We start from the raw sequence: 24,523 nt of genomic DNA, 5'->3' as shown, positions 1-24,523 counted from the left end.
GGTCTTCTCGGGGTGGAGCCTAGGAGATTCGAACTCCTGACATCTGCCTTGCAAAGGCAGCGCTCTACCAACTGAGCTAAGGCCCCGAGCAACCGGACGCGGACGCCCCCCGGCAGGGAGTGTCCGTTCCGCAGGACAGAGTACCCGGTGCACCCCCGCATCCCGCAAAATGATGGGGACTCCCGCCCCGCGACCACGCTCCGTAAGATGCTCGCGAGGTTCGCACCAGCGAAGGGGAGTAGGAAGAGTGGACGCAGTACAGCAGGAGGCCACGGCCAGAGCCAGGGAACTCCAGCGCAGTTGGTACGGGGAGCCGCTCGGCGCGCTGTTCCGGCGGCTCATAGATGACCTCGGCCTCAACCAGGCCCGCCTCGCTGCCGTGCTCGGCCTGTCGGCGCCGATGCTGTCCCAGCTGATGAGCGGGCAGCGCGCCAAGATCGGCAACCCGGCCGTGGTCCAGCGGGTCCAGGCCCTCCAGGACCTCGCCGGCCAGGTGGCCGACGGCAGCGTCAGCGCCGCCGAGGCCACCGACCGGATGGACGAGATCAGGAACACCCAGGGCGGTTCCGTCCTCAGCAACAGCGGCCAGAGCACCGCCGGTTCGGGCGCCCCGACCGTCAAGCGGGTCGTCCGCGAGATCCAGTCGCTGCTGCGCTCGGTCGCCGCGGCGGGTGACATCATCCAGGCGGCGGACACCCTCGCAGCCGGCCACCCGGAACTGGCAGAGTTCCTCCGGGTCTACGGGGCCGGCCGCACCTCCGAAGCGGTGGCCCACTACGAGGCCCACCAGAACTGACACGCGGTCGACGGGGGACGGGCACAGCAATGGGTGAGGTCTTCGCAGGCCGGTACGAGCTGGTCGATCCGATCGGGCGGGGCGGCGCGGGCGCCGTCTGGCGGGCCTGGGACCAGCGCCGGCGCCGGTACGTCGCCGCGAAGGTCCTGCTGCAGAGCGATGCCCACACCCTCCTGCGGTTCGTGCGCGAGCAGGCCCTGCGCATCGACCACCCCCACGTCCTGGCCCCGGCCAGCTGGGCGGCGGACGACGACAAGGTCCTGTTCACCATGGACCTCGTCGCCGGCGGCTCCCTCGCCCATGTGATCGGGGACTACGGGCCGCTGCCGCCCCGGTTCGTGTCCGTGCTGCTCGACCAGCTCCTGTCGGGGCTGGCGGCGGTGCACGCGGAGGGCGTCGTCCACCGCGACATCAAACCGGCCAACATCCTGATGGAGGCCACGGGAACCGGGCGGCCGCACCTGCGGCTGTCCGACTTCGGCATCTCCATGCGCAAGGGCGAGCCCCGGCTCACCGAGACCGACTTCGTGGTCGGTACGCCCGGCTACTTCGCCCCCGAGCAACTGATGGGCGCGGAGCCCGACTTCCCCGCCGACCTCTTCGCCGTCGGCCTGGTCGCCCTGTACCTGCTGTGGGGCCGCAAGCCCGATTCCCAGGCGCTGGTCGAGCACTTCAGGGCCCACGGCGTCCCGAGTGCCCCCGAGGGCGTCCCGGCGCCGCTGTGGGACGTGATCTCGAACCTCCTGCACCCTGACCCCGAGAGCCGCTTCCGGACCGCCACAGGGGCGCGCAAGGCCCTTGCCGAGGCCGTCCAGTTGCTCCCGGAAGCCCCCGCCGGCGAGGACCCGGTGGAGGTGTTCGACCAACTCGGGCCGCTTCCGGCCGGTTTCGGGCCGGACGGGCCGGGAACCGCCGCTGCCGAGCCCGCGGTGGGTTTCGGGCCGCCGCCGGCCGCGTACGGGCCTTCCGAGCCGGTGACGGCCCCGGAGACGGGCGGTTTCCACCTCGCGCCCCCGGCCCCCGCCCCGCCGATGGAGGCCGGCACCCGGCCGACGACCCCCGCGCCCCCGGCGTCACCCGCGACCCCGGCGGCTCCCGCCCGCTCCGGCGGCATCGCCCCGCCCCCGGCGAAGGTGACCGCCGGCATCCTCACCGCGGCCCTGCTCTGCTTCGCGGTCGGGGTCTGGGCGCTGACGCAGCTCTAGGCCGGCTCCCGGGTCAGGCCCGGCCCGCGCCGCGCCGGGCCAGCAGGATCCACCCGCCGAGCCCGAGCAGCAGCACCGCCCCGGTCCCGAAGCCGGCCACCATCACGACCCGCATCACCGAGGCGTCGTCCCGCGCGGCCGCGGCCTCCGGGGCGGTGAGCCCCTCCTTCGCGGCGGCCCGGTCGGCCTCGCCCACACCGAACCCGGCGGCCGCCAGGCTCTCCCGGTAGCCCGGGGCCTTGGCCGGCCCCCCGGACACGTCCAGCCGCAGCGTGAGCGGCACGGGCGTCGCGTCCTCGATGAACTCCCCGACCTTCCCGCCCAGGGTGACGGCGACGTAGTACCACCCCGCGACCCGTACCGGCCGTGCCGCGGTCGCGTCGGAGAAGCGGTTCTCGTACGCCACCGGCGCGGTCCTCGGCAGCGTCACGGCCGCCTGCTTGCCGTCGTAGGAGGTGTCCTTGGACTCCACGAGCCCCCGGTACGGGCTGTACACCGAGACGGTGAGCCCGTTCGCGGCGGAACCGTAGTCCTTGGTCATCCGGGCCTTGGCGATCTCAGCGCCGATCCCCAGCTGCTGCCCCCAGTCCAGCGGCACCCGGTAGAACCGGGTCTGGCCCGGGCGCAGGTCGTCGCGCCACACCCCGGGGCCCAGGGCGCGCGCGTCGTTGAAGCCGGTGCCTCCCGTCCGGGCCACCGGGTCCGTGACCGGCAGGGCCGGAGGGGCCGAGGGCCAGACGCCGGGCGCGGCGGTCGGGGCGGTGCCGGCGGCCGGGGCCGGCTCGCGCATCACGAGGAGTTCCACCGGCCACGCCTCCTGGGAGGAGTCCTTGGCCGCGGTCCGGGTGACCTTCGCGTAGTACGTGCCCGGGCTCTGGCACTCGGCGTCCTCCTCCAGCCGCCGCTGGCCCACCGCGCCCAGCGGGACGGGGTCGTAGCCGAAGGAGGCCCGGCCCGGGTTGTTCGGGCAGGCCCGGCCGCCGCTGGTCATGACCTCGACCTCGAGGCCGTCGCCGTAGCCGGTCCTGCTCCCGGCGGGCGGGTGCAGCACGGCGGAAACGTACACGGTGGAGGTGCCGTCGAGCGCCAGCCGGTAGACCCGCTCGCCCGGCGCCAGGGTGTCCTCGTAGAAGGTGCCGGCCTCCAGCGGCGGGGCGTCCGCCGTCGAGGCGGCGCCCCGGACCGGCTTGGCGCCGTCGGCGGGACGGTACGGCGGCACCGGCCGGGCGGAGCCCGAGGGCGCCCCGGACGGCCCGGCGGCCGGGAGCGCGTGCGCCGCCGCGGGGAACCCCGCCAGCCAGGCCACCAGCCCCAGGGCCGCCGCCCCGGCCAGCGGCGCCCGACGCATCCGACGTACCCGCACCATCACGCCCACCCCGAATTTGCTACAGCAAGCCAAATATTTGCGTATTCGAACACGGAACAGCACGAAGCCCCGGCAGCAGCGGCGGCCGGGGCTTCGCGGAATCAATCGTGGGGCTCACACACCGGAACCGGAAGGCACGGAGTCGGTAGCCTCCGTCCACAGGTCCTGCTCGGCGCGGTCCGCCTGGATCTGGCGGTACACGAGGAGCCCGCCGATGGCGGCCAGTGCGACCAGGAGCAGCTTCTTCACGGCGCGACCTCGTCTTTCGTAGACGTTGGGGACTTCTGGCGGCCAACAATACACACCGACCGATACCGATCGGTTATCTGGGACTCCCCCGCACGGCCCAACGACGAAGACCCCCGGGCCTTCGGCCTGGGGGTCTTCGACTTCTGTGGGGCTAACAGGATTTGAACCTGTGGCCTCATCCTTATCAGGGATGCGCTCTAACCAACTGAGCTATAGCCCCATCCGCGCTGCGCGCTGACTCCTGAAGATTAGCGCACAGACGCGGTCGAGCCAAAATCCCCCGGGGCGAGGCCCCTGCCGGCAGTGCCGACGGGCTTCCCCGCAGGTCAGTCAGCGGGTCATTCGTCCTCGGCCAGCGTGAGCTCCACGCCGCCCACGAAGCCCGCCGACAGGTTGTAGATGAACGAACCCAGCGTCGCCAGCGCCGTCATCAGCACCACGTCGATCACCGCGATGACCGAGGTGAAGATCAGCACGCGCGGCAGCGACAGGAACGACTGGAGGTCGAACCCGTTGCTCTCGTTCGAGCCGGTGGCCTCGCTGATGGTGCCGCCGACGGTCGAGAAGATGCCCATGGCGTCCATGACCATCCACAGCACCGCCGCCGCGACGACGGTGCACAGGCCGAGCGCGATCGACAGCAGGAAGCTGACCTTCATCACCGACCACGGGTCGGCCTTGGCCACCCGCAGGCGCGCCTTGCGGGTCCTGGGGGCCGTACGGACCCCAGGACGGGCCCCGCGCTGCGCGCCCGGGCCCGAGGGCACCGCGGCGGCCTGCGGGGGCTTCTGGGGCTGCTGCTGCTTGGCCTGGCCCTTGGCCGGGTCCTTGGCCTGGTCCTTCGACTGGTCCTTCGCCTTGGTCTGCGCCTTCGGCTTGGGTTCCGGTTCTCGGGTGTCCGTCACGGTTCCCCCCTGGGAGTCCGCGGCGGGGCCACGGGCACCGTTCGCTCCAGTCTCGGCCGGTCCGGCGCCCGTGGCTCCACTCACGACTTACTCCTCGTGCTCCCCGACCGAGGGCTCCGTGCCCCCGGCGGCATCGGCGGCCGGGGCGTCGGCCGCCGCGGCCTCGATCTCTGACTCGATCTCGTCGGCCTCGTCAGCTTCCTGACCGGCCTCGGCGTTACGAGCGATGCCGACCACGGCATCGCGCTTGCCCAGGTTGATCAGCTGGACGCCCATGGTGTCACGGCCGGTCTCCCTGACTTCGCTGACGCGCGTACGGATCACACCACCGCCGAGCGTGATGGCGAGGATCTCGTCCGATTCGTCCACCACCAGCGCGCCGACGAGCGATCCGCGGTCCTCGACGATCTTCGCCGCCTTGATGCCCAGACCGCCACGGCCCTGGACGCGGTACTCGTCCACGGCCGTCCGCTTGGCGTAGCCGCCGTCGGTGGCGGTGAAGACGAACGTACCCGGCCGGACAACGCTCATCGACAGCAGTTCGTCACCCTCGCGGAAGCTCATGCCCTTCACGCCCGAGGTGGCACGGCCCATCGGGCGCAGCGCGTCGTCGGTCGCGGTGAAGCGGATCGACTGCGCCTTCTTGCTGATGAGCAGCAGGTCGTCCTCGGCGGACACCAGCTCGGCGCCGATCAGCTCGTCGTCGCCGCCGGCCTCGGTCTCCCGGAGGTTGATCGCGATGACGCCGCCCGAACGGGGCGAGTCGTAGTCCTTGAGCGCCGTCTTCTTCACCAGGCCGCCCTTGGTGGCCAGGATCAGGTAGGGCGCGGCCTCGTAGTCGCGGATCGCGAGCACCTGGGCGATCTTCTCGTCCGGCTGGAAGGCCATCAGGTTCGCCACGTGCTGCCCGCGCGCGTCCCGGCCGGCGTCCGGGAGCTCGTAGGCCTTGGACCGGTAGACGCGGCCCTTGTTGGTGAAGAACAGCAGCCAGTGGTGCGTGGTGGAGACGAAGAAGTGGTCGACCAGGTCGTCCTGCTTCAGCTTCGTGCCGCGCACGCCCTTGCCGCCGCGCTTCTGCGAGCGGTAGTCCTCGGTCTTGGTGCGCTTGACGTAGCCGCCGTGCGTGATGGTGACGACGATGTCCTCTTCGGCGATCAGGTCCTCCATGGACATGTCGCCGTCGAAGGGCACCAGCTTCGAGCGCCGGTCGTCGCCGTACTTCTCGACGAGCGCGGCCAGTTCCTCGCTGACGATCGAGCGCTGCTTCTCCGGCGAGGAGAGGATCCCGTGGTACTCGTTGATCTTGGCCTGGAGCTCGTCGTGCTCGGCGACGATCTTCTGCCGCTCCAGGGCCGCCAGGCGCCGCAGCTGCATCTCGAGGATCGCGTTGGCCTGGATCTCGTCGATCTCCAGGAGGCCCATCAGGCCCTCGCGCGCGATCTCGACGGTGTTGCTGCGCCGGATCAGGGCGATGACCTCGTCGATGGCGTCCAGCGCCTTGAGCAGGCCGCGCAGGATGTGCGCCCGCTCCTCCGCCTTGCGCAGGCGGAAGCGCGTGCGCCGGACGATGACCTCGATCTGGTGCTGCACCCAGTGGCGGATGAACGCGTCGATCGACAGGGTGCGCGGCACCCCGTCCACCAGCGCCAGCATGTTCGCGCCGAAGTTCGTCTGCAGGTCGGTGTGCTTGTAGAGGTTGTTCAGCACGACCTTGGCGACGGCGTCGCGCTTGAGCACGATCACCAGGCGCTGACCGGTGCGCGAGGAGGTCTCGTCGCGCACGTCGGCGATGCCGCCGATCTTGCCGTCCTTCACCAGGTCGGCGATCTTCTGCGCGAGGTTGTCCGGGTTGGTCTGGTACGGGAGCTCCGTCACCACCAGGCACTGGCGGTTCTGGATCTCCTCGACCTCGACCACCGCGCGCATCGTGATGGAGCCGCGCCCGGTGCGGTACGCCTCCTCGATGCCCTTGCGGCCCACGACCAGCGCACCGGAGGGGAAGTCCGGGCCCTTGATCCGCTCGATGAGCGCGTCGAGCAGCTCCTCGTGCGTGGCGTCCGGGTGCTCCAGCGCCCACTGCGCGCCGGCCGCGACCTCGCGCAGGTTGTGCGGCGGGATGTTGGTGGCCATGCCGACCGCGATGCCGGCGCTGCCGTTGACCAGCAGGTTCGGGAACCGGGCCGGCAGGACCGTCGGCTCCTGGTTGCGGCCGTCGTAGTTGTCCTGGAAGTCGACGGTCTCCTCGTCGATGTCCCGGAGCATCTCCATGGCCAGCGGGATGAGCTTGCACTCGGTGTACCGCATCGCGGCGGCCGGGTCGTTGCCCGGCGAGCCGAAGTTGCCGTTGGAGTCCACCAGCGGCATGCGCATCGACCACGGCTGGGCCAGGCGGACCAGGGCGTCGTAGATGGAGCTGTCGCCGTGCGGGTGGTACGTGCCCATGACGTCGCCGACGACGCGGGCGCACTTGTAGAAGCCCTTCTCGGGCCGGTAGCCGCCGTCGTACATCGCGTACAGCACGCGCCGGTGGACGGGCTTGAGGCCGTCGCGGACGTCGGGCAGCGCACGCGAGACGATGACGGACATCGCGTAGTCGAGGTAGGAGCGCTGCATCTCCGTCTCGAGCCCGACGGGCTCGATGCGCAGCACGGGCTGCTCCTCCGCGGCGTTATCGGCGGTAGGGGTGGTTTCGTCGGCCATTGCCGGTCAGAAGTCCTTTCGGGCGGTCAGCGTCGGGCCGACTCAGATGTCGAGGAAGCGGACGTCCTTGGCGTTGCGCTGGATGAAGGAGCGCCGTGCCTCGACGTCCTCACCCATCAGCACCGAGAACAGGTCGTCGGCCTGGGCCGCGTCGTCCAGGGTGACCTGGCCGAGCACGCGGTGGTCCACGTCCATGGTGGTGACGCGCAGTTCCTCGGCGTTCATCTCGCCCAGACCCTTGAAGCGCTGGATCGAGTCCTCGCGGATCCGCTTGCCGTTCTGCTTGCCGAGCTCGACCAGGGCGTCGCGCTCGCGGTCCGAGTACGCGTACTCGAAGTCGTCGCGACCCCACTTGATCTTGTACAGCGGCGGGCGGGACAGGTACACGTGACCGGCCTCGACCAGCGGGCGCATGAAGCGGAACAGGAAGGTCAGCAGCAGGGTGTTGATGTGCTGGCCGTCGACGTCGGCGTCCGCCATCAGGATGATCTTGTGGTACCGCAGCTTCTCGATGTCGAAGTCCTCGTGCACACCCGTGCCGAAGGCGCTGATCAGCGCCTGGACCTCGGTGTTCTGGAGGATCTTGTCGATCCGGGCCTTCTCGACGTTCAGGATCTTGCCGCGGATGGGCAGGATGGCCTGGTACATCGGGTTGCGGCCGGACTTCGCGCTGCCACCGGCGGAGTCGCCCTCGACGATGAAGATCTCGCACTTGGTCGGGTCGTTCGACTGGCAGTCGGACAGCTTGCCCGGCAGCGAGGCGCTCTCCAGCAGGCCCTTGCGGCGGGTGAGGTCACGGGCCTTGCGGGCCGCGACGCGCGCCGTGGCCGCCTGGATCGACTTGCGGATGATGTCCGCGGCCTCGACCGGGTTGCGGTCGAACCAGTCGTTGAGGTGCTCGTGGACGACCTTCTGCACGAAGGTCTTGGCCTCCGTGTTGCCCAGCTTGGTCTTCGTCTGGCCCTCGAACTGGGGCTCGCCGAGCTTGACCGAGATGATCGCCGTCAGACCCTCGCGGATGTCCTCGCCGGCGAGGTTGTCGTCCTTCTCGCGGAGCAGCTTCTTGTCCCGCGCGTAGCGGTTGACCAGGCCGGTCAGCGCCGCGCGGAAGCCCTCTTCGTGGGTGCCGCCCTCGTGGGTGTGGATCGTGTTCGCGAAGGAGTAGACGCCCTCGGTGTACTGCGAGTTCCACTGCATCGCGATCTCGACCGAGAGCATGCGCTCCTTGTCCTCGGCCTCGACGTCGATGACGGTCGGGTGGATCAGCTCGCCCTTGCGCGAGTTGAGGTACTTCACGAAGTCGACGATGCCGCCCTCGTAGTAGTACTTCACCGTGCGCGCCGCGGGCTCGGAGGCCTCGGCGTCCGGGTCGTCGGCGCCGACCGTGGCCTTCGCCGACTCCCGCTCGTCGGTCAGCGTCAGGGTCAGGCCCTTGTTGAGGAAGGCCATCTCCTGGAAGCGCCGCGAGAGCGTCTCGAAGGAGTAGTCGGTCGTCTCGAAGACGTCGGGGTCGGCCCAGAACGTCACCGACGTGCCGTGCTCGTCGGTCGCCTCGTTCTTGGCCAGCGGGGCCGTCGGCACGCCCAGCTTGTAGTCCTGGGTCCAGCGGAAACCGTCCGTCTTGACCTCGACCGCGACCTTGGTCGACAGGGCGTTCACGACGGACACGCCGACGCCGTGCAGACCGCCGGAGACCGCGTAGCCGCCGCCGCCGAACTTGCCGCCCGCGTGCAGGACCGTCAGGACGACCTCGACGGCCGGCTTCCCCTCGGACGGCACGATGCCGACCGGGATGCCGCGGCCGTTGTCGACCACGCGCACCCCGCCGTCGGCCAGGATCGTCACGTCGATCGTGTCCGCGTGCCCCGCCATGGCCTCGTCGACGGAGTTGTCCACGACCTCCTGGACGAGGTGGTGCAGGCCACGCTCACCGGTCGAGCCGATGTACATACCCGGCCGCTTGCGGACCGCATCCAGGCCCTCGAGGACCTGGATGGCACTGGCGTCGTAATTCTTCTCGTTGGAGTCGCCGGAATCGGCCACGAAGCGCCCTTTCTGGCACAGCGCAGCCCGTACCCCGGACCAGCGTGTGCGCCGGCGGGAGCGGCCGCGTCGATCTGCGTTGTCTGCCTGACCCCGCGAACGGGCAGGATTGTCTCCAGTCTACCGGTATCGCTGACACGAATGGGGGTTTGCCGGTGCCTGAGTCCGCATGTGCCGCCCTGAACCTCCTCTCCGAGACTCCCCATATTCGGGGAGGGGCTCAAAGTGGCTCACGCGGGCATCCAGCGCTTCGGCCTGTCAACCTTCCACTACCGTGAGGGACACCACCCGCGCCCGTCGCGCCAGGGCGGTCGGGCGGGGGCTCCGCGGGGCCCACCCGGGGCCTCCGCCGGAGGTACGCGGGCCCTGGGGGCCGGCGCGGACCGCCGCGGCATGCGGCGCGCGGCCGGAGGCCGGTCAGCCGTAGGTGTCGCCGGGTCCGGTGCTGCCCGGGGCCCGCCACGGCCCGTACCGCTTCGGGCGCCCGCCGGGACCCTGCACCTTGATCAGCCGCACCGTGCCCTGGCCGAGCTCCGCGTTCAGCCGCGCCACCAGCTGCGGGGCCAGCAGCTTCAGCTGCGCGGCCCAGGCCGAGGAATCGCACCGTACGAGGAGCTCACGGTCCTCGTAGCGTTCCGGTTCACAGTGCGCCGCGATCTCCGGGCCGACGATCTCCGCCCAGCGCTCCATCACGCCGGCCACCGCGATCGGCATCTCCCAGCCGCGTTCCGTGCGCAGCCGGTCCAGGGCCGCCATCAGCGGCATCGGGTCCCGCCCGTCGGCGCGCGCGCCCGAGCGCAGCCCGGGCTGCTGCTGGCGCTTGCGGCCGCCGGCCGCGTTGCCCCGGGCGCGGGCCTGCTCCCGGGCGGCCGCGAGGGCCTGGCGGGCCAGGTCCACCCCGGACGGCTCCGGGGCCTTGCGCCGGTGCTGCTCGCCCTCGTTCACAGCCGGGTCACCTCACCGCCGGACACCGCGAACCGGGTGCCCGCCAGCACGCCCGGGACGTCGTCGTCCACCGCCGCCGTCACCAGGACCTGCTCGCCCTGCGCCACCAGTTCCGCGAGGCGCTCGCGGCGGCGCGCGTCCAGCTCCGCGAAGACGTCGTCCAGGATCAGCACCGGCTCCGCCCCCTCCGAGCGCAGCAGCTCGTACGAGGCCAGGCGCAGCGCCAGCGCGTACGACCAGGACTCGCCGTGGCTGGCGTACCCCTTCGCGGGCAGCTCGCCCAGGCGCAGCAGGAGGTCGTCCCGGTGCGGGCCGGCCAGGGTGACCCCGCGTTCGATCTCCTGCTTGCGGATCTCGGCCAGGGCGGCCAGCAGCACCTCGTACAGCTCCTCCCGGGTGCGCGCCGCGCCGCTGTCCACGGGCTCGCCCGCGGAGGACTTGTACGCGAGCCCGAGCGGGCCACCGCCGGGCGCGAGCTGCTCGTACGCCTTGTCCGCCAGCGGCAGCAGCGTGGCGATCAGGTCGAGCCGCTGGGCGAGCAGCTCGGCTCCGGCGCGCGCCAGGTGCTGGTCCCAGACGTCGAGGGTGGAGAGGTCCATGGAGCGGCCGCCGTGCCTGCGGGCCATCGCGGCGGACTTCAGGAGGGTGTTGCGCTGCTTGAGCACGCGCTCGTAGTCGGAGCGGACCGCCGCCATGCGCGGCGAGCGGGCCGTCACCAGTTCGTCCAGGAAGCGGCGCCGCTCCCCCGGGTCGCCCTTGACCAGGGCGAGGTCCTCGGGGGCGAACAGCACGGTGCGTACGATCCCCAGGACGTCACGGGGCCTGACCTGCGAGGACCGGTTGATGCGGGCGCGGTTGGCGCGGCCCGGGTTCAGTTCGAGCTCGACCAGCTGGCGGCGTTCGCCCTGGGTGACGGCGGCCCGGATGACGGCCCGCTCCGCGCCCATCCGGACGAGCGGGGCGTCCGAGGAGACGCGGTGGCTGCCCAGGGTGGCCAGGTAGCCGATGGCCTCGACCAGGTTCGTCTTGCCCTGGCCGTTGGGGCCCACGAAAGCGGTGACGCCCGGGGCGAGGGGAACCTCGGCCCGGGCGTACGAGCGGAAGTCGGCCAATGAGAGATGCGAAACATGCATACGGCGCCGACCTCCCCCGGCTTCCTGCTGCTGTGCTCGTGGTGCTGTGGTGCTGCTACTTCTTCTCGACCGCGTGGCCGCCGAACTGGTTGCGCAGCGCGGCGATCATCTTCATCTGCGGCGAGTCGTCCTGGCGGGACGCGAACCGGGCGAACAGCGAGGCCGTGATCGCCGGCAGCGGGACCGCGTTGTCGATGGCCGCCTCGACCGTCCAGCGGCCCTCGCCCGAGTCCTGGGCGAAGCCCCGGAGCTGCTCCAGGTGCTCGTCCTCGTCCAGCGCGTTGACGGCGAGGTCCAGCAGCCAGGAGCGGATGACCGTGCCCTGCTGCCAGGACCGGAACACCTCGCGGACGTCGGTGACCGAGTCGACCTTCTCCAGGAGCTCCCAGCCCTCGGCGTAGGCCTGCATCATGGCGTACTCGATGCCGTTGTGGACCATCTTCGCGAAGTGGCCCGCGCCGACCTTGCCGGCGTGCACGGCGCCGAAGTCACCCTCGGGCTTGAGGGCGTCGAAGACCGGCTGGACCGCGGCGACGTGCTTCTCCTCGCCGCCGTACATCAGCGCGTAGCCGTTCTCCAGGCCCCAGACGCCGCCGGAGACGCCGCAGTCGACGAAGCCGATGCCCTTGGCCTTGAGCTCCTCGGCGTGCTTCTCGTCGTCGGTCCAGCGCGAGTTGCCGCCGTCGACGACGATGTCGCCGGGCGAGAGCAGCTCCGCCAGCTCGTCGACGGTGGACTGCGTGGCAGCCCCTGCCGGGACCATCACCCACACGACGCGGGGGGACTGCAGGCTGTCCACAAGCTCCTGCAGGCTGTGGACGTCGGCGAGGTCCGGGTTGCGGTCGTATCCGATGACGGTGTGGCCTGCGCGGCGGATGCGCTCGCGCATGTTGCCGCCCATCTTGCCGAGACCGACGAGACCGAGCTCCATCAGGTGGGTTCCTTAAGCGTTGGGGCCGTCTGTACGGGGGCTCCCCCGGTACCGGTGGTTTCCGGTCGCTTTCCGGGGCTGCCCGCCGGATCCGAGCCTACGCCGGGGCATGGCCCGCGGCCGGTCCGGACGGCGCCGGGCCCGGCTCTCGCGGCTGCGAGACCGGGCCCGGTGCCGGCGTACGGCGGGAGCGGTCAGCCGGAGAGGCGGACCGGCATGATCAGGTACTTGTAGGCCTCGTCGGCCTCCGCGTCGACCGCCGGGCGGCCGCTGAGCAGTGCGGGCTTGGTCGACGTGGTGAAGCTGAGCTGGGCGGCCGGCGAGTCGATGGCGCTCAGGCCGTCCAGCAGGAAGGTCGGGTTGAAGGCGATCGAGATGTCGTCGCCCTCCAGCTTCGCGTCGACCCGCTCCACAGCCTGTGCATCGTCGCTGGACCCGGCCTCCAGGATGAGCACGCCCTGCTCGAAGCTGAGGCGGACCGGGGTGTTGCGCTCGGCGACGAGGGCCACGCGCTTGACGGCCTCGACGAACGGGGCGGTCTCGATCACGGCGATGGAGTTGAACTCCGTCGGGAAGAGCGTGCGGTACTTCGGCAGGTCGCCCTCGAGCAGGCGGGTGGTGGTGCGGCGGCCCGCGCCCTCGAAGCCGATGAGGCCCTCGCCCTGGCCGGAGCCGGAGAGCGCCAGCGTGACCGTGTCGCCGCTGGTGAGGGACTTCGCGGTGTCCAGGAGCGTCTTGGCGGGCACCAGGGCCACGGCCGAGGCGTCCGGGTTCTCGGGCTTCCACAGGAACTCGCGGACCGCGAAGCGGTAGCGGTCGGTGGAGGCCAGGGTGACGCGGTCGCCCTCGATCTCGATGCGGACACCGGTCAGGACGGGCAGCGTGTCGTCGCGGCCGGCGGCGATGGCCACCTGGGCGGCGGCGGAGGCGAACACCTCGCCGGGGACGGTGCCGGTCGCGGTCGGCATCTGGGGCAGCGCCGGGTACTCCTCCACAGGCAGGGTGTGGAGGGTGAACCGCGAGGAGCCGCAGACCACGGTCGCCCGTACACCGTCTGTGGAAATCTCCACCGGGCGGTTGGGGAGGGCGCGGCAGATGTCGGCGAGGAGCCGGCCGGAGACGAGTACGGTGCCGTCCTCCTCGACGTCCGCCTCGACGGAGACGCGGGCCGAGACCTCGTAGTCGAAGCCGGAGAGGGACAGGGTGCCGTCCTCTGCCTTCAGCAGCAGGCCCGCGAGTACGGGCACCGGCGGCCGGGCCGGGAGGCTGCGTGCAGCCCAGGCCACCGCCTCCGCGAGTACGTCGCGCTCCACCCGGATCTTCACCGGAACCGCCTCCTGCTGTTGCTCGCTCGTCTGCCGGCCTTCGTCGTCGGCTCGTCGATGCCTCGACCGATGCCGGGGACCAGTCTGACGTACGGCGCCGACAGCCGTCGCGGCCGGCGGTCAAGTCGGGAGCGGGGCGTCCGGGCGGCCGTCCGGCGAGTTGTGCACAGGGCCTGCTTGAAAACCGAAACCGGCCTAACTCTCCATGGGGGTAGTAGTAGGGCCTGTGGAAACGGTGGATAAGCCCGTTCTAGCAGGTCAGCACCGGTTTTTTATCCCCACACCCTGTGGGTGGCACCGGTGGACAACCCGGGGTCCCTGTGGAGAAAGGAAAGTTCTGCACAGGCCGTCCCCAGGGGACCCGCATTACTCCACAGGTGTGTCCCCAGCTTTTCCCCAGTGGTCCACAGACCAAACGTCGACATCCGTGTGACCGCTTTCACTCGGGGCGGTGACCGCGGGTGTGCGGTTGCCGAACAGTGGACAACGGTGTGGAGAACCGCCGGGAACCTGTGCACAGGATGCGGCAACCTGTGGGTCGGCGGTGGACAGAGGCGTGGACGAGCCTGTGGACGAATTTTCTGTCCACAGGCTGTGGATGACGCTTGCGCACAATTCCACAGGCGGTTGACCTGGTCTGATGGTTCCTCAACCCGGCTGCCTGTGGACAGATTGTGGGTGACGGTCGCTGTCCTCAGGCTGTGGACGGAAGAAACCGGGGAAATCTGTGGATGACGGCCCCTCGCGGGGGCGCATTCGAACAGAGCAGGGGCGCGCGGACGAAGAAGGGCGCCCCCGGTGTGGTCCGGAAGCGCCCTCTGGTGCGGCCTGAGGGACCGCCAGCAGGCCCCCGAGGGGCCCGCGTCAGCCGTTCTTGATGCGGTTGGTGAGCTCCGTGACCTGGTTGTAGATCGAGCGGCGTTCCGCCATCAGGGCGCGGATCTTGCGGTCCGCGTGCATGACGGTGGTGTGGTCGCGGCCGCCGAACTGGGCCCCGATCTTGGGGAGGGACAGGTCGGTGAGCTCCCGGCACAGGTACATGGCGATCTGCCGGGCGGTGACCAGGACCCGGCTGCGCGAGGAGCCGCACAGGTCGTCCACCGTGAGCCCGAAGTAGTCGGCGGTGGCGGCCATGATGTCGGCCGCGGTGATCTCGGGCGCGCTGTCCTCGCCGCCGGGGATCAGGTTCTTGAGGACGTCCTCCGTGAGACCGAGGTCCACCGGCTGCCGGTTGAGGCTCGCGAAGGCCGTGACGCGGATCAGCGCCCCCTCCAGCTCGCGGATGTTGCGCGAGATGCGGGAGGCGATGAACTCCAGTACCTCCGGGGGGGCGTTGAGCTGCTCCTGGACGGCCTTCTTGCGCAGGATCGCGATCCGGGTCTCCAGCTCGGGCGGCTGGACGTCGGTGATCAGGCCCCACTCGAAGCGGTTGCGGAGCCGGTCCTCCAGGGTGACGAGCTGCTTGGGCGGCCGGTCGGAGGAGAGGACGATCTGCTTGTTGGCGTTGTGGAGCGTGTTGAAGGTGTGGAAGAACTCCTCCTGCGTCGACTCCTTGCTCGCGAGGAACTGGATGTCGTCGACGAGCAGGATGTCCATCTCGCGGTAGCGCTTGCGGAACGCGTCGCCCTTGCCGTCGCGGATGGAGTTGATGAACTCGTTGGTGAACTCCTCCGAGCTCACGTACCGCACGCGGGTGCCGGGGTAGAGGCTCCGCGCGTAGTGCCCGATGGCGTGCAGCAGGTGCGTCTTGCCGAGCCCCGACTCCCCGTAGATGAAGAGGGGGTTGTACGCCTTCGCCGGCGCCTCGGCGACGGCCACCGCGGCGGCGTGCGCGAAGCGGTTGGAGGCGCCGATGACGAAGGTGTCGAAGAGGTACTTCGGGTTCAGCCGTGCGGTCGGCTCCAGCGGGCCCGAGGTGGAGCCGCCGGAAGGAGCCGACGGCGGCGGGCCCGGGCGGCCCGGGGAGGAGCGCGCGGCGGGCTGGTCGTACTGCTGCTGGTCGTAGCCCTGGGGCTCGTACTTCTGCTGCTCGTAGCCCTGGGACTCGTACTTCTGCTGGTCGTACTTCTGCTGGTCGTAGCCGCTCTGGTCGTAGCCGCCCGGCTCGGACTGCTGGAGGTAGCCCGGCTGGGGAGAGGCGTACGGGTCCCGCTCGGGGAAGCCGCCGAGGCGCTGCTGCTGCCAGCCGTAGTCGTCCTGCCCGCCGCGGGGCCAGGAGCCGGGCTCCTGGCGGGGCTGCTGGTACTCGGGGTAGGCGGGGCGGGCGGTGGGGAGCTGGTCGTCGCCCGGGCCGCCGCCGGGGCGCTGGCCGCCGTACGGCTCGTAGCCCTCGCGAGGGGAGGAGGCGGGCGGGGCCGGCGGCGCGGGCTCGCCCGCGGAGTCGTCCACGGTGATCGCGATCCGGATGGGGCGGCCGCACTCGCGGCTGAGGGCGTCGCTGATGAGCGGGGCGAGGCGGCCCTCGAGGACGCGCTTGCCCCATTCGTTGGGGACGGCGAGCAGCGCGGTGTCGGCGACGAGGGCCAGGGGCTGGCACCGTTCCACCCACTGTTTGTCCTTGGGCTCGATGCCCTGCTGGCCCTCCCCGAGCAGCTTCTCGAGCACGCGTGGCCACACTGCGGCAAGATCGGCAGGTACGTCAGCCACAGAGCACGCTCTCTCACAGGTCCCGGTCCCACGAATGTGTGGTTCTTTGGGACGGTCGGGACGAAAAATCCGGGATCAGACAACGGTAGTCAGGCCGGTGGCTAGGGTTCAAGTCGTTGTCCACAGCCTGTGCACAGTGTGGGGCAGGGCCCGCTCGGTTTGACCGGATGGCGTAGCCGCGCGTACCGTAACGAGGTCGAGTTGTCGATGGCTGCTGCCGCCTGCCTACCGATGGGCGAAGATCACTACTTGTGATCATTTAGCGGTGTCCACTCGGGCGAACACGCGAGTTCCTCGTGGGCGCACGGTGACAGCCAGGCGATGTACCGCCACAACGATTCATTCTCTGGAGCCCCCGAGTGAGCAAGCGCACCTTCCAGCCGAACAACCGCCGTCGTGCCAAGACCCACGGCTTCCGCCTGCGGATGCGTACCCGTGCCGGTCGCGCGATCCTCGCGAACCGTCGCAGCAAGGGCCGCACCGCCCTTTCCGCGTAACAACGCGCAGGTCGTGACGTCGTGCTGTCTCCCGAAAATCGGCTGAGGCGGCGCGAGGACTTCGCGAGCGCGGTGCGCCGAGGGCGCCGGGCCGGTCGCCCGCTCCTCGTCGTCCACCTACGTACAAGCGGTGCAACGGACCCGCACGCGCCGGGGGATATGGATCCCCCGCCGCGTGCGGGTTTCGTCGTCAGCAAGGCCGTGGGCATCGCCGTCGTCCGCAACCGGGTCAAGCGCCGACTGCGCCATCTCGTCCGCGACCGGCTGGCTCAGCTGCCCCCCGGTAGCCTGGTGGTGGTGCGGGCTCTGCCCGGTGCCGCTGATGCCGGCGTCGACGAGCTGGCCCGCGACCTGGACGCCGCCTTGGCGCGGCTGCTGGGAGGCGTGGCTCGATGAAGTACCCGCTGCTCGCTTTGATCAAGCTGTACCAGTGGACGATCAGTCCGCTGCTCGGGCCGGTGTGCCGCTATTACCCGTCGTGCTCGCACTACGGGTTCACGGCCATCGACCGGCATGGTGCGGTGAAGGGGACGGCTCTGACCGCCTGGCGGATCCTGCGGTGCAATCCGTGGTCCCCGGGTGGTGTGGATCATGTCCCACCCCGGAAACGCCCGCGTTGGCACGAGCAGCTGCGCAGTGCGTTGCGTAGATCTCGCAATGCTCAAGGAGCCTGATTAGTGGACACGATTGCCAGTCTGTTCAGCTTTATCACCACACCCGTGTCGTGGATCATCGTCCAGTTCCACAAGGTCTACGGCGCGATCTTCGGTGCGGACAGTGGATGGGCCTGGGGCCTGTCCATCGTGTCCCTGGTGGTCCTGATCCGTATCTGTCTGATCCCGCTCTTCGTGAAGCAGATCAAGGCGACGCGCGGCATGCAGGCGCTCCAGCCGAAGATGAAGGCGATCCAGGAGCGCTACAAGAACGACAAGCAGCGTCAGTCCGAAGAGATGATGAAGCTGTACAAGGAGACGGGCACCAACCCGCTCTCCTCGTGCCTTCCCATCCTGGCGCAGTCCCCGTTCTTCTTCGCGCTCTACCACGTGCTCTCGTCCATCGCGAGCGGCAAGACCATCGGCGTGATCAACCAGTCGCTGCTGGAGAGTGCCCGCCAGGCGCACATCTTCGGCGCCCCGCTGGCCGCCAAGTTCATGAACAGCTCCGAAGAGGTGGCGAAGCTCGGGGCCTCGATCACCGACGTGCGGATCGTGACCGCCGTCATGATCGTCATGATGTCTCTGTCGCAGTTCTACACGCAGCGCCAGCTGATGCAGAAGAACGTCGACCTCTCGGTCAAGACGCCCTTCATGCAGCAGCAGAAGATGCTCATGTACATCTTCCCGCTGATCTTCGCGTTCATGGGCATCAACTTCCCCGTCGGTGTCCTCGTCTACTGGCTGACCACCAACGTGTGGACCATGGGCCAGCAGATGTATGTGATCAACCAGAACCCGACGCCGGGCAGCAAGGCGCAGGACCAGTACCTCACCCGCCTGCTGAAGCACGTCAGCACCCACGGCGACGTCAAGGGCCGGAGCAAGAAGAAGATCGTCGCGGCGATCGTGGCCAAGGGCCCGGACCGCAACGACAACGAGCGGAAGTTCATCACCGCGCTGACGAAGCAGGGCATGGCCGCGCAGGCGGACGGCTCCGTGATCAAGAGTTCTGAGGCCACGGCCGACTCGGACGCGGCGAGCGGTGGTGTCGCCACGAAGCGGCAGCAGCCGAAGCGGCAGACGAAGTCCAAGCGCCAGACGCCCCCCAGCAAGCCCTCCAAGAAGTAAGTAAGGAGTCCCTCCCGTGACGGAAGGCACCACCACCGCCGCCGCTGAGAGTGGCGACACCCTCACCCGCCTCGAGCAGGAGGGTGAGATCGCGGCCGACTACCTTGAGGGTCTGCTGGACATCGCCGACCTGGACGGCGACATCGACATGGACGTCGAGGCCGACCGCGCCGCGGTGTCGATCGTCAGCGACTCCTCCAGCCGCGACCTGATGAAGCTCGTCGGCCGCGACGGGGAGGTCCTGGAAGCCCTCCAGGAGCTGACCCGCCTCGCCGTGCACCGGGAGACCGGGGACCGCAGCCGGCTGATGCTGGACATCGCGGGCTTCCGGGCGAAGAAGCGTGAGGAGCTCGCGGCGCTCGGTGCCAAGGCCGCGGCGGACGTGAAGGCCTCGGGTGAGGCGCTGAAGCTGGCCCCGATGACGCCGTTCGAGCGCAAGGTCGTCCACGACGCCGTGGCGGCCGCCGGCCTGAAGAGCGAGTCCGAGGGCGAGGAGCCGCAGCGCTTCGTCGTTGTGCTCCCGGCCTGACGGGAAAGTTGTGTGTCGGCCCCGCCTGTGTCGCAGGCGGGGCCGAAGTTTGTAAGCCTGGCAGTTGAACGACACGGTAGAACGACACGGTTTTGGCGTGAGCGGTTCTGTACGGAAGGACGGTCCCCGTGACGGAGGCAGCGGAGCTTCCCCCGGCGCCTGAAGAGGCGCCCCCGGCGCCCGACGAGGCGCGCGCGGTGTTCGGTGAGTTTTTCCCGGAAGCTGTGCGGTATGCGGAGCTGCTGGCGGACGCGGGGGTCAAGCGGGGCCTGATCGGGCCGCGCGAGGTGCCCCGTCTGTGGGAGCGGCACCTGCTGAACTGTGCGGTGCTGTCCGAGGTGGTCCCGGAGGGGGTCACCGTGTGCGACGTGGGTTCGGGTGCCGGCCTGCCCGGCATCCCGCTCGCCCTGGTGCGGCGGGATCTGAAGATCACCCTGCTGGAGCCCCTGCTGCGTCGGACGAACTTCCTCCAGGAAGCCGTGGAGCTGCTCGGGCTGGACCATGTGACCGTGGTGCGCGGCCGGGCCGAGGAGGTGCTCGGCAAGCTCCAGCCGGTGCACGTGGTGACGGCCCGCGCGGTGGCCCCGCTGGACCGGCTCGCGGGCTGGGGCGTGCCGCTGCTGCGTCCCTACGGGGAGATGCTGGCCCTGAAGGGCGACACCGCCGAGGAGGAGCTGGTCTCGGCGAAGGTCGCGCTGACCAAGCTGGGTGTGGTGAAGACCTCAGTGCTCCATGTGGGAGAGGGCATCGTCGACCCGATGTCCACGGTGGTGCGGGTGGAGGTGGGCGAAAGCCCCGGCGGAGTGAGGTTCGCGGCCAAGCGGGCCAAGGCCGCACGCGTGGGGCGGACCCGCAGGCGCCGCTGACCATGGCGGCGGGCGGTCCGATATGGGGCGTGTTGCGCCCTATCGGTATGGATTTCGGAGTGTCGTAGCGGGCTGAAGACTCCGTCCGGGCATCGTGTTTCACGTGAAACATCGCTCTCTGCTGCACGGGATCATCAACCGCGGCCGTGCCGCTGCGGCCCCTCGTCCGCGCAAGGACGAGGGGGTGACGGAGTTGTCCACAACGGTGGATTCATCCACAGGAGTGCGGGCCCCGCTGGTTCGCGAGCCGGGTGGCATGGCAGTCTCTGTTCATCGCGAGCCCGCTGCCGAGGAGAGTGACACCGTGCGGTCCGACGCCAACCTCGCGGGGCCGATGGCCGATCCGGTCCCCGGTCCCCGCTCTGAATCGCCCGGCGACGATGTTTCACGTGAAACATCGTCCCCGCCCCTCGTGGACAACGACGACAACGAGGACACCCCCATCGCCCGCGCCGCCCAGCAGGCGATCGAGGCGATGGGCCGCACCGGTACGCCTCTGCCGCGGCCGGCGCAGACCCGGATCGTGGTCGTCGCCAACCAGAAGGGCGGGGTCGGCAAGACCACGACGACCGTGAACCTGGCGGCCTCGCTGGCCCTGCACGGTGCGCGGGTCCTCGTCATCGACCTCGACCCGCAGGGCAACGCCTCCACGGCGTTGGGGATCGACCACCACGCGGACGTCCCCTCCATCTACGACGTGCTCGTGGACAGCCGCCCGCTGCTGGAGGTCGTCCAGCCGGTGGTGGACGTGGAAGGGCTCTTCTGCGCCCCGGCCACGATCGACCTCGCGGGAGCGGAGATCGAGCTGGTGTCGCTGGTGGCCCGTGAGAGCCGGCTCCAGCGGGCGATCCAGGCCTACGAGCAGCCCCTCGACTACATCCTCATCGACTGCCCGCCCTCCCTGGGCCTGCTGACGGTGAACGCGCTGGTGGCCGGGGCGGAAGTGCTGATCCCCATCCAGTGCGAGTACTACGCGCTGGAGGGGCTGGGACAGCTGCTGCGCAATGTCGACCTGGTACGGGCCCACCTGAATCCGACGCTGCACGTGTCGACGATCCTGCTGACGATGTACGACGGCAGGACGCGGCTGGCCTCGCAGGTGGCGGAGGAGGTGCGCACCCACTTCGGCAACGAGGTGCTGCGTACGAGCATCCCGCGGTCGGTGCGCATCTCGGAGGCCCCGAGCTACGGGCAGACGGTTCTTACGTACGACCCGGGTTCCAGTGGCGCCCTTTCCTACCTGGAGGCAGCGCGGGAGATCGCGCTGCGGGGTGCCGGAATCCATGACGACGCCCAGTACGCCCATCCGGGCGCGGGCATGAACAGCACGCAGAGCGTGGCGGAGGGGATCCAGTGAGCGAGCGACGTAGGGGTCTGGGGCGGGGGCTCGGCGCGCTGATCCCGGCCGCTCCTCAGGAGAAGACACCGGTCATGGGTACCGGTTCGGCGTCCCCGTCAGCGCTGCCGGTGCTGCCGTCGGAGCGGGGGATCGCCGCGGCGAAGCTCGCTTCACTCGTACAGGCGGATGTTTCACGTGAAACGTTGCCGCCCGTGGCGACGGCGGCTCCGCAGACGGTGGCCGGGGAGGTGGCCGGGGCGACCTTCGCGGAACTTCCGCTGGATGCGATCGCGCCGAACCCGCGTCAGCCGCGCAATATGGAGCACCTCGACGAGGACGCGCTCGCGGAGCTGGTGACCTCGATCCGGACGGTGGGCCTGCTGCAGCCCGTGGTGGTCCGGGAGACCGGGCCCGGGCGCTATGAGCTGATCATGGGCGAGCGGCGCTTCCGGGCCTGCGGCCAGGCGGGGCTGGAGCGCATCCCCGCGATCATCCGGGCCACGGAGGATGACAAGCTCCTGTTGGACGCCCTGCTGGAGAACCTGCACCGGGTGCAGCTGAACCCGCTGGAGGAGGCGGCCGCCTACGGCCAGCTCCTCGGGGACTTCAAGTGCACTCATGACCAGCTGGCGGACCGGATCGGACGTTCGCGTTCGCAGGTCACGAACACCCTGCGGCTGCTCAGGCTTTCGCCCGAGGTGCAGAGCAAGGTGGCCGCAGGCGTGCTGTCGGCGGGACATGCGCGGGCGCTGGTATCGGTGGAGAACGCCGAGGAGCAGGTGCGTCTGGCCCAGCGGATCGTGGCCGAGGGCCTGTCGGTGCGGTCGGTCGAGGAGATCGTGCAGCTCATGGGTACGGAGCCGTCGAGCACGGTGAAGCCCAAGGGCCCGCGAGCCGGGACGCGGGTGTCTCCGGCGCTCAGCGAGCTGGCGACCCGTCTGTCGGACCGGTTCGAGACGCGGGTGAAGGTGGATCTGGGCCAGAAGAAGGGCAAGATCACCGTCGAGTTCGCCTCGATGGAGGATCTGGAGCGGATCCTGGGGACCCTGGCGCCGGGCGAGGGCCGGGTCCTCGACCAGGGCCTCTCCGGGGAGTAGCACCCGACTGCCTCCTCACTGCCCCCTGCTTCTTACTGCCCCCTGCTTCTTCGAGATGTCCACACTCGAAGAAGCAGGGGGCAGTGCTTACGATGGCGTCATGGGTCGTCGGCTGGTACCGCTCACGCTGGACAACCTCCAGGATCTGCCCAGGCGTTGCCGGAGCTGCGTGTTCTGGGAGCTGGATCCCGTCACCGGCGACGCCGCCGTGAAGGCGGGCACCTCGGAGCTGGAGAAGGAGGCCTGGATCTCCGCCGTCCTGCTGGACTGGGGCTCCTGCGGCCGGGTGGTCTACGTGGACGACGTCCCGGTGGGGTTCGTCCTGTACGCCCCGCCCGCCTATGTGCCGAGGGCCGCTTCCTTCCCGACGAGCCCGCTGTCCCCGGACGCGGTGCAGCTGATCACGGGCTGGATCATGCCGGGGTATCAGGGGCAGGGCCTGGGACGGGTGATGGTTCAGACGGTCGCGAAGGACCTGTTGCGGCGTGGCTTCAAGGCGATCGAGGCCTTCGGTGAAGCGCGGTGGGAGCGGCCCGCGTGCCTGCTGCCGGCCGACCACCTGTTGTCGGTGGGCTTCAAGACCGTACGCCCCCATCCGGCCCATCCCCGGCTGAGGCTGGAGCTGCGCACGACGCTGTCGTGGAAGGAAGACGTGGAGCTGGCCCTGGACCGGCTGTTGGGCGGGGCGAGAGCCCGGAAGGAACCGGCGCTGCGCCCCCTGTGAACGTGCGGCGTGGGGACACGCGAACGGGGCCGCCCTTGGGGGCGGCCCCGTTTCACGTGAAACATGGATTCGTCAGGCCTGGATGAAGCCCTCGAGGTCACGGAGGATGGCGGCCTTGGGCTTGGCACCGACGATGGTCTTGGCGACCTCGCCGCCCTGGTAGACGTTCAGCGTCGGGATGGACATGACGCCGTACTTGGCCGCCGTGGCCGGGTTCTCGTCGATGTTGAGCTTGACGACCTCGATCTGCTCGCCGTGCTCGGCGGCGATGGCCTCCAGCGAAGGGGCGATCTGTCGGCACGGGCCGCACCACGCGGCCCAGAAGTCCACCAGCACGGGCTTGGCGCTGCGCAGGACGACTTCGTCGAAGTCCGCGTCGGTCACGTTCTTGAGGGTGCCGGCCACAGCGGCCTCCTTCTCTTCTACGGGGTGTGGAGTGTGGGGATGGAGCTGGGTCAGACGGTGACGGCCGCCGGCTCGGCGTCCGAGAGGGCAGCGAGGAAACGCTCCGCGTCCAGGGCGGCGGAGCAGCCGGTGCCCGCAGCGGTGATCGCCTGACGGTACGTGTGGTCCACGACGTCGCCGGCGCCGAAGACACCGGTGAGGTTGGTACGCGTCGAGGGGGCGTCGACCTTGAGGTAGCCCTCGTCGTCCAGCTCGAGCTGGCCGGTGAACAGCTCCGTGCGCGGGTCGTGTCCGACGGCGATGAAGAGGCCGGTCACGGGCAGCTCGGAGGTCTCACCGGTCTTGGTGTTGCGCAGGGTGAGGCCGGAGAGCTTCTGCTCGCCGTGGATCTCGGCGACCTCGCTGTCCCAGGCGAACTTGATCTTCGGGTCGGCGAAGGCGCGGTCCTGCATGGTCTTGGAGGCGCGCAGGCTGTCACGGCGGTGGACGATCGTGACCGACTTGGCGAACCGGGAGAGGAAGGTGGCCTCCTCCATCGCGGTGTCACCGCCGCCGACGACGGCGATGTCCTGGTCCTTGAAGAAGAACCCGTCGCAGGTGGCGCACCAGGAGACACCGCGTCCGGAGAGCGCGTCCTCGTTGGGGAGGCCGAGCTTGCGGTGCTGGGAGCCGGTCGTGACGATGACGGCCTTGGCGCGGTGGACCGTGCCGGCGGTGTCCGTGACCGTCTTGATGTCACCGGTGAGGTCCACGGCGACGACGTCGTCCGGGACGAGCTCGGCACCGAAGCGCTCGGCCTGGTCGCGCATGTTGTCCATGAGGTCCGGGCCCATGATGCCGTCACGGAAGCCGGGGAAGTTCTCGACCTCGGTGGTGTTCATCAGCGCGCCGCCGGCGGTGACGGCACCCTCGAAGACCAGGGGGTTGAGCGAAGCGCGGGCGGTGTACAGGGCGGCCGTGTAACCGGCCGGCCCGGAGCCGATGATGATCACGTTTCGTACGTCGCTCACGGGTTCTTTCCTCGTCTCTGCGGACTTC

Annotated in this window: 23 protein-coding genes and 2 tRNA genes; 11 read left to right on the top strand and 14 right to left on the bottom strand. The window is 69.9% G+C overall.

What is annotated here, in order from left to right:
* Nucleotides 1-13: 13 nt before the first annotated feature.
* A tRNA-Ala gene (locus ACZ501_RS19765) sits at nucleotides 14-86 on the bottom strand.
* A gap of 161 nt (nucleotides 87-247) precedes the next feature.
* Here ACZ501_RS19765 and ACZ501_RS19760 point away from each other — a divergent pair.
* Together ACZ501_RS19760 and ACZ501_RS19755 are read left to right on the top strand one after the other, a co-directional pair.
* On the top strand, nucleotides 248-796 hold the full coding sequence (locus tag ACZ501_RS19760) for a helix-turn-helix domain-containing protein (protein WP_361595769.1): 549 nt from the start codon (nucleotides 248-250) through the stop codon (nucleotides 794-796).
* A gap of 29 nt (nucleotides 797-825) precedes the next feature.
* Nucleotides 826-2,001, top strand: a complete 1,176-nt coding sequence (locus ACZ501_RS19755; RefSeq protein WP_468796918.1) for a serine/threonine-protein kinase — start codon at nucleotides 826-828, stop codon at nucleotides 1,999-2,001.
* A gap of 13 nt (nucleotides 2,002-2,014) precedes the next feature.
* Here ACZ501_RS19755 and ACZ501_RS19750 read toward each other — a convergent pair whose 3' ends face one another.
* The 11 genes from ACZ501_RS19750 to dnaA all read right to left on the bottom strand — a co-directional run bounded on the left by ACZ501_RS19750 (nucleotide 2,015) and on the right by dnaA (nucleotide 16,244).
* Entirely contained in the window at nucleotides 2,015-3,367 is a 1,353-nt protein-coding gene (locus tag ACZ501_RS19750) for a hypothetical protein (protein ID WP_468796915.1), read from the bottom strand.
* Nucleotides 3,368-3,481: 114 nt separating this feature from the next.
* Entirely contained in the window at nucleotides 3,482-3,616 is a 135-nt protein-coding gene (locus ACZ501_RS19745; RefSeq protein ID WP_208809277.1) for a DLW-39 family protein, read from the bottom strand.
* Nucleotides 3,617-3,762: 146 nt separating this feature from the next.
* A tRNA-Ile gene (locus tag ACZ501_RS19740) sits at nucleotides 3,763-3,836 on the bottom strand.
* 118 nt (nucleotides 3,837-3,954) lie between these two features.
* On the bottom strand, nucleotides 3,955-4,605 hold the full coding sequence (locus tag ACZ501_RS19735) for a DUF3566 domain-containing protein (protein ID WP_361595760.1): 651 nt from the start codon (nucleotides 4,603-4,605) through the stop codon (nucleotides 3,955-3,957).
* Nucleotides 4,606-4,608: 3 nt separating this feature from the next.
* On the bottom strand, nucleotides 4,609-7,221 hold the full coding sequence (gene gyrA / locus ACZ501_RS19730; RefSeq protein ID WP_361595757.1) for a DNA gyrase subunit A: 2,613 nt from the start codon (nucleotides 7,219-7,221) through the stop codon (nucleotides 4,609-4,611).
* A gap of 42 nt (nucleotides 7,222-7,263) precedes the next feature.
* The gene (gene gyrB, locus ACZ501_RS19725; protein ID WP_361595879.1) at nucleotides 7,264-9,285 is read right to left on the bottom strand and encodes a DNA topoisomerase (ATP-hydrolyzing) subunit B; all 2,022 of its coding nucleotides are present in this window, start codon (nucleotides 9,283-9,285) and stop codon (nucleotides 7,264-7,266) included.
* 396 nt (nucleotides 9,286-9,681) lie between these two features.
* Nucleotides 9,682-10,209, bottom strand: coding sequence for a DciA family protein (locus ACZ501_RS19720; RefSeq protein WP_362454856.1), 528 nt, complete (start codon nucleotides 10,207-10,209; stop codon nucleotides 9,682-9,684).
* Nucleotides 10,206-11,342, bottom strand: coding sequence for a DNA replication/repair protein RecF (gene recF, locus ACZ501_RS19715; RefSeq protein WP_468796913.1), 1,137 nt, complete (start codon nucleotides 11,340-11,342; stop codon nucleotides 10,206-10,208). Before recF ends, ACZ501_RS19720 begins: the two co-directional genes overlap by 4 nt.
* A gap of 55 nt (nucleotides 11,343-11,397) precedes the next feature.
* Nucleotides 11,398-12,273, bottom strand: a complete 876-nt coding sequence (gene gnd, locus ACZ501_RS19710; RefSeq protein WP_361595748.1) for a phosphogluconate dehydrogenase (NAD(+)-dependent, decarboxylating) — start codon at nucleotides 12,271-12,273, stop codon at nucleotides 11,398-11,400.
* A gap of 194 nt (nucleotides 12,274-12,467) precedes the next feature.
* Entirely contained in the window at nucleotides 12,468-13,598 is a 1,131-nt protein-coding gene (gene dnaN, locus ACZ501_RS19705; RefSeq protein WP_267088734.1) for a DNA polymerase III subunit beta, read from the bottom strand.
* 864 nt (nucleotides 13,599-14,462) lie between these two features.
* On the bottom strand, nucleotides 14,463-16,244 hold the full coding sequence (gene dnaA / locus ACZ501_RS19700) for a chromosomal replication initiator protein DnaA (RefSeq protein WP_468796910.1): 1,782 nt from the start codon (nucleotides 16,242-16,244) through the stop codon (nucleotides 14,463-14,465).
* A gap of 359 nt (nucleotides 16,245-16,603) precedes the next feature.
* Between dnaA and rpmH the strand changes: the two genes are divergently transcribed.
* The 9 genes from rpmH (at nucleotide 16,604) to ACZ501_RS19655 (ending at nucleotide 23,080) form a co-directional block, all read left to right on the top strand.
* Nucleotides 16,604-16,741, top strand: coding sequence for a 50S ribosomal protein L34 (gene rpmH / locus ACZ501_RS19695; protein WP_161180774.1), 138 nt, complete (start codon nucleotides 16,604-16,606; stop codon nucleotides 16,739-16,741).
* Between the two features lie 21 nt (nucleotides 16,742-16,762).
* Entirely contained in the window at nucleotides 16,763-17,137 is a 375-nt protein-coding gene (rnpA, locus tag ACZ501_RS19690; RefSeq protein ID WP_362454855.1) for a ribonuclease P protein component, read from the top strand.
* Nucleotides 17,134-17,415, top strand: coding sequence for a membrane protein insertion efficiency factor YidD (yidD, locus tag ACZ501_RS19685; protein WP_007265231.1), 282 nt, complete (start codon nucleotides 17,134-17,136; stop codon nucleotides 17,413-17,415). Before rnpA ends, yidD begins: the two co-directional genes overlap by 4 nt.
* 3 nt (nucleotides 17,416-17,418) lie before the next feature.
* A complete protein-coding gene (gene yidC / locus ACZ501_RS19680; protein ID WP_361595737.1) occupies nucleotides 17,419-18,525 on the top strand; it encodes a membrane protein insertase YidC in 1,107 nt (368 codons plus the stop codon).
* Nucleotides 18,526-18,541: 16 nt separating this feature from the next.
* The gene (locus ACZ501_RS19675) at nucleotides 18,542-19,054 is read left to right on the top strand and encodes a Jag family protein (RefSeq protein WP_361595734.1); all 513 of its coding nucleotides are present in this window, start codon (nucleotides 18,542-18,544) and stop codon (nucleotides 19,052-19,054) included.
* A gap of 128 nt (nucleotides 19,055-19,182) precedes the next feature.
* Complete coding sequence (gene rsmG, locus ACZ501_RS19670) at nucleotides 19,183-19,920, top strand: 16S rRNA (guanine(527)-N(7))-methyltransferase RsmG (RefSeq protein WP_468796907.1); 738 nt, start codon at nucleotides 19,183-19,185, stop codon at nucleotides 19,918-19,920.
* Nucleotides 19,921-20,176: 256 nt separating this feature from the next.
* Nucleotides 20,177-21,277, top strand: a complete 1,101-nt coding sequence (locus tag ACZ501_RS19665) for a ParA family protein (RefSeq protein ID WP_361595728.1) — start codon at nucleotides 20,177-20,179, stop codon at nucleotides 21,275-21,277.
* Nucleotides 21,274-22,356, top strand: coding sequence for a ParB/RepB/Spo0J family partition protein (locus ACZ501_RS19660; RefSeq protein WP_468796904.1), 1,083 nt, complete (start codon nucleotides 21,274-21,276; stop codon nucleotides 22,354-22,356). Before ACZ501_RS19665 ends, ACZ501_RS19660 begins: the two co-directional genes overlap by 4 nt.
* Nucleotides 22,357-22,456: 100 nt before the next feature.
* Nucleotides 22,457-23,080 (top strand): GNAT family N-acetyltransferase, encoded by a 624-nt coding sequence (locus ACZ501_RS19655; protein WP_468796901.1) that lies wholly within the window; start codon nucleotides 22,457-22,459, stop codon nucleotides 23,078-23,080.
* 72 nt (nucleotides 23,081-23,152) lie between these two features.
* On the opposite strand, the gene trxA is transcribed toward ACZ501_RS19655, so the two are convergent.
* Together trxA and trxB are read right to left on the bottom strand one after the other, a co-directional pair.
* Nucleotides 23,153-23,485, bottom strand: a complete 333-nt coding sequence (gene trxA / locus ACZ501_RS19650; RefSeq protein ID WP_361595719.1) for a thioredoxin — start codon at nucleotides 23,483-23,485, stop codon at nucleotides 23,153-23,155.
* Between the two features lie 50 nt (nucleotides 23,486-23,535).
* Nucleotides 23,536-24,495: a thioredoxin-disulfide reductase gene (gene trxB / locus ACZ501_RS19645; RefSeq protein WP_468796898.1), complete on the bottom strand. Its 960-nt coding sequence runs from the start codon at nucleotides 24,493-24,495 to the stop codon at nucleotides 23,536-23,538.
* Nucleotides 24,496-24,523: the final 28 nt, after the last annotated feature.

Source organism: Streptomyces sp. NPDC034085, assembly GCF_055575555.1.
This window is presented reverse-complemented; position numbering and strand designations above follow the sequence as displayed.

Coding starts and splice junctions, on each gene's coding strand:
- ACZ501_RS19755 (WP_468796918.1), top strand. CDS start 826: ATGGGTGAGGTCTTCGCAGGCCGGTACGAGCTGGTCGATCCGATCGGG.
- ACZ501_RS19665 (WP_361595728.1), top strand. CDS start 20,177: ATGGCAGTCTCTGTTCATCGCGAGCCCGCTGCCGAGGAGAGTGACACC.
- ACZ501_RS19750 (WP_468796915.1), bottom strand. CDS start 3,367: ATGGTGCGGGTACGTCGGATGCGTCGGGCGCCGCTGGCCGGGGCGGCG.
- gyrA (WP_361595757.1), bottom strand. CDS start 7,221: ATGGCCGACGAAACCACCCCTACCGCCGATAACGCCGCGGAGGAGCAG.
- yidD (WP_007265231.1), top strand. CDS start 17,134: ATGAAGTACCCGCTGCTCGCTTTGATCAAGCTGTACCAGTGGACGATC.
- recF (WP_468796913.1), bottom strand. CDS start 11,342: ATGCATGTTTCGCATCTCTCATTGGCCGACTTCCGCTCGTACGCCCGG.
- gnd (WP_361595748.1), bottom strand. CDS start 12,273: ATGGAGCTCGGTCTCGTCGGTCTCGGCAAGATGGGCGGCAACATGCGC.
- ACZ501_RS19655 (WP_468796901.1), top strand. CDS start 22,457: ATGGGTCGTCGGCTGGTACCGCTCACGCTGGACAACCTCCAGGATCTG.